Source organism: Bradyrhizobium sp. STM 3809 (assembly GCF_000239795.1).
Lineage (GTDB): Bacteria > Pseudomonadota > Alphaproteobacteria > Rhizobiales > Xanthobacteraceae > Bradyrhizobium.
The window spans coordinates 1-11,191 of record NZ_CAFJ01000153.1; the positions used below are offsets into that span (position 1 = coordinate 1).

The following is an 11,191-nucleotide window of genomic DNA, read 5'->3' on the forward strand; positions in this document are numbered from 1 at the left end:
CGACTCAAGAGGTAGCATGGTTTCTGGAAAAAAGAAATGGATAATATGTCGGGATTCCGAACTTTGAGCGCGGGATCGCGCGGTGCCGCTGATCGTCACAGCGGACGCCTGCTGTCCAGCTCCTGCAGACGGCAAGGCAGCCATTGACGTTCTGTAGGCAAAGTATATTGTACTAGATAATGCATACAGACTTGATGAAATCGCTCCGCCTCGAGAGCTCCGGGATTCCGATCTACGTCCAGCTTCGCGACCAGATGCTGCGGAGCCTCGGCGCGGGCGTGTTGCGCCCGGGTGACCGGATGCCGACGATGCGCGAGATGGCGGTGGCCTTGAAGGTCGACCTCAACACGGTCAGGCACGCCTATGACGAGTTGGAACGGATCGGCGCGATCACGCTGATCCGAGGACGAGGAAGCTTCGTGGCCCAGCCGCCGCGACCGCCGACGGCGCGCGCGCTGGCCCAGCAGGTCGACAGCCTGGCCAAGCAGACGCTCGCGACGGCGACCGCCGCCGGCGTCGATCCCATCGCGTTGGCGGAACGAATGATCGCGCTCGTCAAACAGGAGACGTCGAATGATTAGTTACTTCTCGACAAAAGGCACGAACCAGCCCGCGATCGTGATCGCCGTTCTCACGCTGGCGCTCGCGGGTCTGGTCGCCTGGTCCGGGCGCGACTCCGGTTCGGCCGTGGCGTATGCGGTCGCCGCGGTGCTCGCCGTCGTCGCCTTTCTGATCCCGCAGGCCCTCATGATCGCCGACCAGTGGGAACGGGCCGTCGTGCTCCGGCTGGGGCGCCTCGTCGGCGTTCGCGGTCCCGGCCTGTTTCTCATCGTGCCTTTCGTCGACCGGGTCGCCGTGTGGCTCGACCAGCGCATCCAGACCACCGAAATCGATGCCGAGCAGGCGCTGAGCAAGGACACCGTTCCGGTCAACATCGACGCCGTGGTGTTCTGGCAGATCCATGACCCGGAGCGCGTCGCGCTGGAGATCATCGACTACCGGCAGGCGATCACGCGGGTGGCGCAGACCTCGCTGCGCGAGATGGTCGGCTCGTCACTGCTCTCGACGCTGCTGTCGGAGCGCAAGCAGGGCGACCAGTTGCTGCGCGAGGAGATCGGGCGCAAGACAGCGGATTGGGGCGTGGCGGTGCTGTCGGTCGAAATCCGCGACATCGGCGTGCCGCCGGCGCTGCAGGACGCGATGAGCCGCCAGGCGCAGGCCGAGCGCGAGCGGCTGGCCCGCGTCCTGCTCGGCCAGGCCGAGCAAGAGGTCGCGCAAAAATTCGTCGAGGCCGCCGACACCTATGCCCGTAGCCCCGCGGCGCTGCAGTTGCGCGCCATGAACATCATCTATGAGACCACCAAGGAGCGGGGCGCCACCATTCTGATCCCCACGGCGATGGTCGACAGCATGAACCCGGTCAACGCCATGGGGATCGTGGCGGCGGCGCGCTAGACGAGGGGTCGTATGACGGACGGCTGGTGGCGTCGGAAACCCTTTCGGGCTAGCGTTCGAGCCGGGGCGGCGTTGAAGGCAAGGCAGGCCGCTGATGCTCAGTCCGACGTCGACCAAAGCTCGTTTCGCGCTGGCGGTTGGATGGGCCGCCCTGTCACTTGCGCAAATCTCGCCAGCGACTGCCTGCTCCTCCATGTCTCCACCTTCGACCGAGGAAGAACTGTTCTCGCGAGCTTCGGTGGTCTTTGTCGCGCACCTCACATCTGTTCGTGAGATCGACGCGCCGGACGATATGAAGGCGGCCTACAAGCAGATCATCGAAGCTTCGGTCCAGACGATCGAGGTGATCAAGGGAAAGCCGCCGGAAGACGGAAAGCTGAGGAGCGGGCCGTTCGGGTACGGCAATTGTACGCTCCCGCTGTTGGCGGGAGCTGACTACATTTTCTTCTTGCAGGACCAAAATCCGTACATCACGTTCCTGACCGGATCTGCAGGGCCCATACTGAACCGCCAGGGCACGGAGGTGCGCAAGAGACTCGAGAAGCTGCGGTCGCTGGCCAAATGATCCGTCGGCGAATTGAGATCCCACCGCACCTCGCTGGACGACCGTTTCCGAAGTCCTTGCACATTGATCGTTAGCCCCGGCTGTCATCGTCCGCCTTCGCGGAAGATGACGACGAGGGCTCCGGGGCGGTCTCAGGCCGTGTCGACCCGTCGTCATACTCCATGCCGCGCGCCGAGGGACGGTCGCGCGTCAATGTCCGGAGTAGCCAGTCATAAACAGGTACCTTGCGTTACAAGGTACCTTGTGATACCTATGTCTCTATGACCGAACAGATGCAGGTGCAGCTCAAGAAGGGAGCGCTGGAAATGTGCGTGCTGGCGCTGCTCGCGCGGGGGGAGAGCTATGCCTATGAGATTGCCAGCGCGCTTTCGAGCGGGGTGGGCATGGGCGAGGGCACGATCTATCCGCTGATGCGGCGCATGCAGGACGACAAGCTGGTCGAGACGCGGCTCGCCGAATCCAACAGCGGCCCGCCGCGCAAATATTATCGGCTGACGGCGGCGGGCCGCTCCGCCTTCGCCGCGCAGAAGCGCGAATGGCGGGCGTTCACGACTGCGGTCGACACCTTGCTGGGAGAGCGTTGATGAACCGCGCCGACTTCCTGGGCCTGCTCAAGGATGGTCTGGCGGGCCTGCCCGCCGACGATGTCGACGAGATCCTTGCGGACTACGCGTCCTATTTCGACGAGGCCGCGTCCTGCGGGCGCGACGAGGCGGAGGTGGCGGCGGCGCTCGGCGATCCCAGGCGATTGGCGCGCGAGCTGCGCGCCGAGACCGGGCTGCGCAATTGGGAGCAGCACCGCAGCCTCGGCAACTCCGCCGCCGTGCTGCTGGCGCTCGGCGGATTGGCCACCGTCGACATCCTGCTGCTGCTGCCGCTGCTGTTCGCCGTGCTGCTGGCGACCTTGGCGATCGGCCTCGTCGTCTGCGTGCTCGGCGTGGTCGGCATCGGCCTGCTGCTCAGCCTGTTCAAGATCGCGCCTGTCGCCTCGCTCGCCGCGATGGCGCTGCGCGCCGTTGCCGGCATCGGGCTGATCGCCGGCGGCATCGGCTGCGGCGCATTGCTGCTGCTCGGGCTCAATATCGCGGTGAGGATGCTCGGCAACTACGCAAGGCTGCATTACCGGCTGCTCAGGCCGGATCACGAGCCGGCTTGACCGGAGCAACGCAACAGGGACCGGAGGTGCGCAGATGAACGGGCGGCTCGGACGGATCGCGGTGGTATCGCTGGGCATCGCCGCGTCATGCGGTGCCATCCTGGCGCTGGCGTCGGCGCAGGATTGGGTGGAGGGCGGCGATGGGCCCTCGAGCGGCAGCTCCTGGTCACTCGGCTCCTGGTCACTCGGCTCTTGGACACGTCCTCATTGGATCGGGAGCTCCTGGGCTGGCGCGTCGCGCGGCTGCCAGGGGACGCCAGGGGGGAGCCCATCAGCCGCGCGCGAGCGGCGCACGGTGGATCTCGCATGGTCCGGCAGCAGCGGCGTCAAGATCCGGATTCCGGCGCAGGTGCATTATCAGCCGGGGCCGACGGCGACGGCCAGCGTGACCGGCGATGCCGACCTCGTCGGCCATGTCCGCTTGCGGGACGGGAGCCTGGAATGGGACACGGTCGAATGGGGCAGGCAGGTCGACTGCCTCCGGGCCGATGATCTCGTCGTGCAGCTTTCGGGGCCTGCCGTCACGGCCTGGACCATTCAGGGGTCGGCCAGCCTCGACCTCTCCGGTCTCCGCCAGGATGCGTTGCAGATCACGGCGCATGGCAGCGGCGCCGTTGCCGCGAGCGGCGAGGTCCGCGACACGACGGTCGAAGCGGCCGGCTCCGGCGGGATCGACCTCGGTCGCCTCACCGCCCGGACGACGACGGCCAACGTTCATGGCAGCGGCAATCTCAAGCTCCCCGACGGCAGCCAGGAGTCGCTGCGCATCACGCTGCGCGGCAGCGGCGCCGTCAGTGCCAGCGGAACGGTACAGCAGGTGTCTCTGGAGTCCTCCGGCTCCGGCCGCGCCGATCTCGGCCGTCTCGTCACCGAACGCGCCAGCGCCACCATTCGCGGCAGCGGCGACGTCGACCTCGCGCCGCGCCAGGATGCCGATATCTCGGTGTCGGGCAGCGGGGTCGTGAGGCTGCACGGCGCAGTGGCGCGGCTCAGTTCGCACCTGTCGGGATCGGGACAGGTCAGGCAGGTGCCGTAGGCGCTCAGCAACACATCATCCTGGGAGAAGGCCGATGTTCATGCGGGCCTGCCAAGTGCTTCCGATGCTCGCGCTTTGTCTCGCGACGACGCCGACGCAAGCCGCCGGCCTGCGAACGATCGACATTCCCGCGGATGCCGATGGTCCCGCGATCCGTGCGATGGTCTGGTACCCCTGCGCAGAAGAGCCGGTCGACATCTCCGGCGTGCTGCCCAGCCAGGTCGCATTCGTCGGCGCCCATCTGGCGGCCCAGCATGATTATCGCGTGGTGCCGAACTCCGGCCATTTCGCCGTCGTCCTTTGTCCGCCGGCGCTGATCGGGGCGCAGTCCGATCGGTGTGCCGACGCGCCCGGTTTCGACCGCGCCGCCTTTCAAGCGGAGTTCAACAAGGTGGTCATCGCCTTCTTCGGGGGCTGGCTGATGGAACCGGCGAAGTGAGCGGACGAAGCCCTTTGCAGCATGCTGACTTCCGAGCGTTCTTGGATGTTGTTGTCGCCGGCGATACCGCGACGGCGATCGGTCTGCTCGATGAATTCCCTCGTCTCGCGACGGAGAGCGCCACGCGGGGCGCGACGCGGCAGAGCTCAGGAGAGAATTTCCTTGGAGCGATCGGGCACTACATCTATGCCGGCGACACCGCCCTGCATATCGCGGCAGCGGCCCTCCAGGCCCCGATCGTCCATGAGCTGATCGCGCGGGGAGCCCAGGTCGGAGCGAGGAACAGGCGTGGTGCGCAACCGCTGCACTATGCCGTCGACGGCGGGCCAGGCGCGCCGGTCTGGGATCCCGACGCGCAAGTGACGATCATTGCCGCGCTGGTGCTGGCCGGCGCAGATCCGAACGCCATCGACACGTCCGGCGTCGCGCCCTTGCACCGCGCGGTCCGCAATCGAACTGCAGCGGCGGTGAGGGCCTTGATCGAGGCTGGCGCCGATCCAAGGCTTCCCAACAGGACCGGCTCCACGCCGATGCTGCTGGCCCGCCTGACGACGGGGAAGAGCGGATCAGGCTCGCCGGCGGCCAAGCAGCAGCAGCTGGAGATTCTGCGCATTTTGGACGTGTATGACGGCCGTTAGCTCCGCTGCGGAGCGAGATACGCCATCGGCGGCGATCAGGATCGCCGCCGATGTGTCGCGTCGTTCAATTTCGCCGCATCGGCGTCGCGCGATGCCGCGAGGCCCGCGCCGTCGTTCCCGTCAGCGATCGTAGTCGTGATGGTGATGATGGTGATGATGGTGGCCCCTTCCGATGCTGACGCCACCGACGCCCGGAATGCCGATCACCGTGCGGTGATGGTGATGATGATGGTGATGGTGGTGGTCGTAATAGTGCCGGCGGCCTCTCCGGATGACCACCGTTTCCGCCACCTTGACCTCATCCGCCTTGCGCGCGGCGCGTGCCGCGTCATCGGCCTGCAGCAGCGCCACGGCATTCGGGAGCGGCGTCAGCAGGTCGGCATAGGACGACGCCTGCGGAATCGAGGATGAGCTCGCGCTCGGCAACGTACTGGCCTGTGCGCTTCCGGCGGTGATGGCCGCGGCCGCGGCGCCGAGCAGTGCGGCTGTCTTCTTGTCCATATGGGTCTTCTCCGAAACTGGATTTCGACACGCCGCTCTTCGGCGCATGAAGGCGCGAACGCGGGACCGCACGGCTTTGTTCCTTGACCGGTGTTCGAATCGGACCGTCCGGGCTCGGTCCGGCATTGGGCGGCATGCCGCGCGCCGCCAACGCGACGGTCCACCGCCCGGCGCGGCGGGCGGTGGATGTTCGCGGGCCGACCAGCGGCCCGGCGCGTCCTGGTCAGCCGACCGGCTGCAAAGCGAGCGCGACCTTGGGGAAGTCGATGTCGGTGTGGGCGGCGTTGTTGACGTAGTTGGTCAGCACGTTGATCGCGACGTTCGCGACGATCTCGATCAGCCGGCCGTCGTCGAGGCCCGCCGCGCGCGCCGTGGCGAGATCGGCGTCGAGGACCTGTCCCTTGGTGTCGACGACGCGACGCGCCAGGCGGGCGACGGCCGCATCGACGGCGTCATCGGCGGTGCCTTCGCGGGCCTTGCGGAGGCCGTCCGGGGTCAGGCCGGCGCCCTTGCCCATCAGGGAATGGGCCGAGAGGCAGTATTCGCAGCCATTGGCCTGGGCGACCGCGAGCGCGACGATCTCGCGCTGCCGGGCGGTGAGCGCGCCCTTGGCGAGCGCGTCGGAGAACGCGAGGTAGCCGTTCAGCGCGGCGCCCGACTGGGCGAGCGTCGAGAACAGGTTCGGCGTCATGCCGATCTTGGCCTTCACGGCGGACAGCGCGGCGACGACGCCGGCATCGGCACTGACGGTGTCGACGGGAGCAATGCGGGGCATGGGGGATATCCTTGATCGGTGGTGCGGGCTTGCACGCCCCGTTAATGCCGGACTATGAGTGACATCAGGTGCCAAAAACATTGCAGATCGTCCCATGGACTCCTTTGCCGCCCTGTTCGCTCATGTCACGCCGCGGGCCCGGACCTTCTTCTCCGGCAACCTCTGCAACACCGTCGAGTTCGGTCCGGACGGCCATCTGCATCTGTTCAAGGCCGGCGTGCTGACCCTGACCCGGACGGGTGCGGACGATCTGGAACTGCGCGAACCGACGCTGCTGTTCTTTCCGCGCGGGCGGACGCATCGCTTCATCGTCGATCCCGACCGCGGCGCCGACCTCGTCTGCGCCACCGTCGAGCTCGGCGGCGCCGAGGGCAATCCGATCGGCGAGGGCCTGCCCGAGTTCGTCGTGATGCCGCTCGCCGGGCACCCGACATTGTCGCCGGTCTGCGACCTGCTGGTCGCCGAAGGGTTTGCTGATGGCGTCGGCCGGCAGGCGGCGCTGGACCGGCTGTTCGACTATCTGCTGATCCTGATCGTCCGTGACGTGGTCGCCCATGGCGCAGTCGAGAGCGGTGTGCTCGCCGGACTTGCCGACCCGCGCCTGGCCAAGGCGCTGACCGCGATCCATGACGGGCCGGGCCGGGCGTGGACGCTCGAGGATCTCGCCGACATCGCCGGCATGTCGCGCACGCGCTTCGCCGAGCTGTTCCGGACGCGGGTCGGCCGCACGCCGATCGACTATCTGACTGCCTGGCGCATGACGCTGGCGCGGCAACTGCTTGCCCGGGGCAAGCCGGTCAAGAGCGTCGCCGCCCAGGTCGGCTACGACAGCGCCGCGGCATTCTCGCGCGTGTTCAGCCGGACCTTGGGTCACCCGCCGCGGGAGGTGCGATAGCGGGAGACGCGCCGCTGAGCGGAGATCCTACTCCGCCGCCACCATCTGCTGGATGCGCCACTGCCCGAGCAGCGCGCGCAGCGAGGCCGGCTTCAGCGGCTTGTTGAGCACGGCGATGTTGTCGTCGCGGGCGGCGGCGCGGACGTGGGGGCTGCGGTCGGCGGTGATCAGGATGGCGGGCAGCGCCTCGTTGAAGCGGCGGCGGATGTCGCGGATGGCGGCGATGCCGTTGCCGCGGTCGAGGTGGTAGTCGACCAGCAGCCCGGTGACCGCGCCGTTGCGGGCGGCGATGGCTTCTTCCGCCGACTCCGGATCGGACACGGCGATGACCTCGGCGCCCCAGGCGGTGAGCAGCGTGCGCATGCCGTCGAGGATCGCGGGATCGTTCTCGATGCACACGATGAGTGCGCCGGAGATCGGCGTCATGGCGAGCGGCGTGGCGCTGGTGACGGCGGCGGTGTGGTTGATCGCCTTCGCGATCGGCACGGTGACCGAGAACACCGAGCCGCGCCCGGGCCGCGAGTCCAGCGCGATGCCGTGGTTGAGCACGCGGGCGATGCGTTCGACGATCGAGAGGCCCAAGCCCAGGCCGCGGGCGATGCGCGCGCCCTGTTCGAGGCGGTGGAATTCCTTGAAGATCTCGCCGCGCTTGACCGGGGGAATGCCGACGCCGGTGTCGTAGACCCCGATCTGCAGCGAGGTGCCGTGGCGGCGGCAGCCGACCAGCACGCGGCCCTGCGGCGTGTATTTGATCGCGTTGGAAATGAAGTTCTGCAGCAGCCGGCGCAGCAGCAGCCGGTCGGATTCGACCGGCAGCGAACAGGGCACGAAGACGAGCTCGAGCCCCTTGGCGCGCGCGGCCGGCGCGAACTCGATCTCCAGCGAGCGCATCAGGTCGGCCATCTTGAAGCTCGAGACCTGCGGCGTCATTGCCCCCGCATCGAGCCGGGAGATGTCGAGCAGCGCGCCGAGGATCTCCTCGATGGCTTCGAGCGAGTCGTCGATGTTCTCGACGAGGCGCGAATCCTCGCCAGCCGTCTGCCGCTCGACGAGGCTCGTGACATAGAGCCGCGCCGCGTTGAGCGGCTGCAGGATGTCGTGGCTGGCCGCCGCGAGGAAGCGCGTCTTGGAAATGTTGGCGTCCTCGGCGGCGCTCTTGGCGAGCGCCAGCTCCGAATTGAGCCGCGTCAGCTCCTCGGTGCGGTCGCGCACGCGCTTCTCCAACGTCGCATTGGCGCGCTCCAGCGCTTCGGCGGCCTCGAACGACGGCGTCACGTCGGTGAAGGTGATGACGAGGCCGCCATCGGGCATGCGGTTGGAGCGGACCTCGACCACCATGTGGCGGTCGGCGAGCCGCTCCAGATAGGGCTCGCCCTCGGTCGTGTAGGCGGCGAGCCGGCGGGCCAGCAGCGCCTCCGCGTCCTCATAGGTCGGCGCGCCGATGGTGCCCATGAATTCGAGGATCTCCCTCAAGGGGCTGCCGATCTGCACGAGATGCGGCGGCAGGCCGAGCAGGTCGACGAACTGGCCGTTGGAGCAGATCAGCTGCAGGTCGGCGTCGAACACCGCGATGCCCTGGCGCACATGGTTGAGCGCGGTCTGCAGGATCTCGCGGTTGAAATGCAGCGCGGCGTGGGAATCGTCGAGCAGCTTCAGTGCGGCCTTCGCCGACACCGTGCGCTTGCGCAAGAGCAGCGACATCACGAGGCGCGACGAGGCCGCGCCGATCGAGGAGGCGATCAGATGCTCGGCGTGGCGCAGCAGCTCGAAATCAGCCGGCGCCGCCGGATCCAGCACCATGTTGCGCTGGGCGGCGAAGGTATCGAACGAGGCGCGGGCGCGGTCGGGGCCGAGATACTGGCCGACCGTGCTCTGGATGTCCTGCACGGTCACGGTGGAGCGCCAGCGCCGGAAGCTCGGCGCGCTCGGCGTCAGCTCGGCCGGCACGAACAGGTCGGCCTGCAGCAGCTCGATCGACGACGGCTGCCGCGCCAGCGACAGCACGATGTAGGTGAGCAAATTGAGCGACAGGCTCCACAGCACGCCATGCAGCAGCGGCGGCAGGTCGGTGCCGAGCAGCGCCTGCGGCCGCAGCGGCTCGAAGCCGAACGGGCCGTGCTGCAGGAAGAGGATGCCGGCGGTCGACGTGTCGAGGAAGCTCGGAATGAACAGCGTGTAGAGCCAGACGCCGAACCCGACCAGCATGCCGCCCATCGCGCCGCGTGACGTGGCGCGCCGCCACAGCAGGCCGCCGAAGAAACTCGGTGCCAGCTGCGCGATCGCGGCGAACGACAACAGGCCGATCGCGGCGAGCTGCGCGGTGCCGAGCGCGCGATAATAGAAATAGGCCATCACCATGATGGCGAAGATCGCGATCCGGCGGGTGCCGAGCAGGAAGCCGGCGAAGTCGCGGCCGATCTCGCGCTGCGCCTGCTGGCGCTGCAGCACCAGCGGAACGACGATATCGTTGCAGACCATGATCGACAGCGCGACGCATTCGACGATCACCATCGCGGTCGCCGCCGACAGACCGCCGACGAACACCAGCACCGACAGCCATTGCGACCCCGCCTCGATCGGCAGCGCCAGCACATACATGTCGCTGTCGACGGCGCCGAACGGGAAGGTGACGAGGCCGGCCAGCGCGATCGGAATCACGAACAGGTTGATCGCGACGAGATAGAGCGGGAACAGCCAGCGCGCGCGCGACACTTCGGCATCGTTGGCATTCTCGACCACGCTGACGTGGAACTGGCGCGGCAGCAGCATCGCGGCGCAGAACGACAGCAAGGTCATCGTCAGGAAGTTGCCGATCCCCGGCACGTATTCCAGCGCGCGCTCGGCCTCCGGCGATTTCATCGCCCGCTCGATCAGCTCGACCGGCGAGAACATCCAGAAGGTGACGAAGGCGCCGGCGGCGATGAAGGCGACGAGCTTGATGATCGACTCGGTCGCGACCGCGAGCATCAGCCCGTGCTGATGCTCGGTGGCGTCGGTCTGCCTTGTGCCGAACAGCACGGCGAAGACAGCCATCGCCAAGGTGACCATCAGCGCCATGTCGCCGACGATCGGGATGTGGGCGAAGGCGCGGTCGTCGATCAGGATGGTCTGCAGCGAGGAGGCGACCGCCTTGAGCTGCAGCGCGATGTAGGGCACCGAGCCGATGATCGCGATCAGCGCTACGGTCGCCGCCACTGCCTGGCTCTTGCCGTAGCGGGCGCCGATCAGGTCGGCGACCGAGGTGATGTTCTGCGTCTTGGCGAGATGGATGACCCGCCGCAGCAGCGGCGTGCAGGCGCCGACCATCAGGATCGGGCCGAGATAGATCGCCAGGAAATCGACGCTGGTGCGCGAGGCGAAGCCGACCGAGCCGAAGAAGGTCCAGGAGGTGCAGTAGATCGCCAGCGACAGTGGGTAGATCAGCCCGGCCAGCCGCCCGCGTCCCTCCGCCGGCCGCCGGTCACCGGCCCGGTTGCCGCGGCTGGCGACCAGGAACAGGAACCCGATATAGCCGAACGCGGCCAGGATCACGCCCCAGTCGTGCAGCATGTCTCGCGCGAACTCCTTGGTCGTTCCCTCTGGGATTGGAGGTCACGAGCTTAGCGCTTTGGGGAATGTGGGGCGATAGCGATATGGCGGCGGCGAAGGGAATGAGGCGACGTCGTTAAGGGCGGGCAGCGCATTCGCTGCTGTGACGCGGCGCCCATGAGAGCCGACATCGTCGCAGCAGG

General features: G+C 67.6%; 12 protein-coding genes. 9 read left to right on the forward strand and 3 right to left on the reverse strand.

Annotated features, from left to right (window positions below; genetic code table 11):
- Positions 1 to 194: 194 nt before the first annotated feature.
- From BRAS3809_RS07925 to BRAS3809_RS07960, 8 genes are all read left to right on the forward strand, one after another.
- Entirely contained in the window at positions 195 to 581 is a 387-nt protein-coding gene (locus BRAS3809_RS07925) for a GntR family transcriptional regulator (protein ID WP_008961566.1), read from the forward strand.
- Positions 574 to 1,455: a slipin family protein gene (locus tag BRAS3809_RS07930; RefSeq protein ID WP_008961567.1), complete on the forward strand. Its 882-nt coding sequence runs from the start codon at positions 574 to 576 to the stop codon at positions 1,453 to 1,455. The genes BRAS3809_RS07925 and BRAS3809_RS07930 overlap by 8 nt, the downstream gene beginning before the upstream one ends.
- Positions 1,456 to 1,549: 94 nt before the next feature.
- Complete coding sequence (locus BRAS3809_RS07935; RefSeq protein ID WP_008961568.1) at positions 1,550 to 2,020, forward strand: hypothetical protein; 471 nt, start codon at positions 1,550 to 1,552, stop codon at positions 2,018 to 2,020.
- A gap of 260 nt (positions 2,021 to 2,280) precedes the next feature.
- On the forward strand, positions 2,281 to 2,604 hold the full coding sequence (locus BRAS3809_RS07940; RefSeq protein ID WP_008961569.1) for a PadR family transcriptional regulator: 324 nt from the start codon (positions 2,281 to 2,283) through the stop codon (positions 2,602 to 2,604).
- Entirely contained in the window at positions 2,604 to 3,176 is a 573-nt protein-coding gene (locus BRAS3809_RS07945; RefSeq protein WP_035655727.1) for a DUF1700 domain-containing protein, read from the forward strand. The genes BRAS3809_RS07940 and BRAS3809_RS07945 overlap by 1 nt, the downstream gene beginning before the upstream one ends.
- A gap of 295 nt (positions 3,177 to 3,471) precedes the next feature.
- Positions 3,472 to 4,212, forward strand: coding sequence for a GIN domain-containing protein (locus tag BRAS3809_RS07950; protein WP_240535619.1), 741 nt, complete (start codon positions 3,472 to 3,474; stop codon positions 4,210 to 4,212).
- Positions 4,213 to 4,276: 64 nt separating this feature from the next.
- Positions 4,277 to 4,651 carry an alpha/beta hydrolase gene (locus BRAS3809_RS07955; protein ID WP_240535620.1) on the forward strand — a complete coding sequence of 125 codons (375 nt, stop codon included), beginning with the start codon at positions 4,277 to 4,279 and terminating at the stop codon, positions 4,649 to 4,651.
- Positions 4,652 to 4,692: 41 nt separating this feature from the next.
- Positions 4,693 to 5,289 carry an ankyrin repeat domain-containing protein gene (locus BRAS3809_RS07960; protein ID WP_008961573.1) on the forward strand — a complete coding sequence of 199 codons (597 nt, stop codon included), beginning with the start codon at positions 4,693 to 4,695 and terminating at the stop codon, positions 5,287 to 5,289.
- 120 nt (positions 5,290 to 5,409) lie between these two features.
- Here BRAS3809_RS07960 and BRAS3809_RS07965 read toward each other — a convergent pair whose 3' ends face one another.
- Both BRAS3809_RS07965 and BRAS3809_RS07970 read right to left on the reverse strand, forming a co-directional pair.
- Positions 5,410 to 5,790: a hypothetical protein gene (locus tag BRAS3809_RS07965; protein WP_008961574.1), complete on the reverse strand. Its 381-nt coding sequence runs from the start codon at positions 5,788 to 5,790 to the stop codon at positions 5,410 to 5,412.
- A gap of 223 nt (positions 5,791 to 6,013) precedes the next feature.
- Entirely contained in the window at positions 6,014 to 6,565 is a 552-nt protein-coding gene (locus BRAS3809_RS07970; RefSeq protein WP_008961575.1) for a carboxymuconolactone decarboxylase family protein, read from the reverse strand.
- A 94-nt stretch (positions 6,566 to 6,659) separates the two neighbouring features.
- Between BRAS3809_RS07970 and BRAS3809_RS07975 the strand changes: the two genes are divergently transcribed.
- Positions 6,660 to 7,460, forward strand: coding sequence for a helix-turn-helix transcriptional regulator (locus tag BRAS3809_RS07975; protein WP_008961576.1), 801 nt, complete (start codon positions 6,660 to 6,662; stop codon positions 7,458 to 7,460).
- A 27-nt stretch (positions 7,461 to 7,487) separates the two neighbouring features.
- Here BRAS3809_RS07975 and BRAS3809_RS07980 read toward each other — a convergent pair whose 3' ends face one another.
- Positions 7,488 to 11,009: a PAS domain-containing hybrid sensor histidine kinase/response regulator gene (locus BRAS3809_RS07980; protein WP_008961577.1), complete on the reverse strand. Its 3,522-nt coding sequence runs from the start codon at positions 11,007 to 11,009 to the stop codon at positions 7,488 to 7,490.
- Positions 11,010 to 11,191: the final 182 nt, after the last annotated feature.

Bases quoted from the DNA above. Each gene is read 5' to 3' on its own strand.
- BRAS3809_RS07975 (WP_008961576.1), top strand. From the start codon at position 6,660: ATGGACTCCTTTGCCGCCCTGTTCGCTCATGTCACGCCGCGGGCCCGG.
- BRAS3809_RS07930 (WP_008961567.1), top strand. From the start codon at position 574: ATGATTAGTTACTTCTCGACAAAAGGCACGAACCAGCCCGCGATCGTG.
- BRAS3809_RS07935 (WP_008961568.1), top strand. From the start codon at position 1,550: ATGCTCAGTCCGACGTCGACCAAAGCTCGTTTCGCGCTGGCGGTTGGA.
- BRAS3809_RS07970 (WP_008961575.1), bottom strand. From the start codon at position 6,565: ATGCCCCGCATTGCTCCCGTCGACACCGTCAGTGCCGATGCCGGCGTC.
- BRAS3809_RS07945 (WP_035655727.1), top strand. From the start codon at position 2,604: ATGAACCGCGCCGACTTCCTGGGCCTGCTCAAGGATGGTCTGGCGGGC.
- BRAS3809_RS07965 (WP_008961574.1), bottom strand. From the start codon at position 5,790: ATGGACAAGAAGACAGCCGCACTGCTCGGCGCCGCGGCCGCGGCCATC.
- BRAS3809_RS07925 (WP_008961566.1), top strand. From the start codon at position 195: ATGAAATCGCTCCGCCTCGAGAGCTCCGGGATTCCGATCTACGTCCAG.
- BRAS3809_RS07940 (WP_008961569.1), top strand. From the start codon at position 2,281: ATGACCGAACAGATGCAGGTGCAGCTCAAGAAGGGAGCGCTGGAAATG.
- BRAS3809_RS07955 (WP_240535620.1), top strand. From the start codon at position 4,277: ATGCTCGCGCTTTGTCTCGCGACGACGCCGACGCAAGCCGCCGGCCTG.
- BRAS3809_RS07980 (WP_008961577.1), bottom strand. From the start codon at position 11,009: ATGCTGCACGACTGGGGCGTGATCCTGGCCGCGTTCGGCTATATCGGG.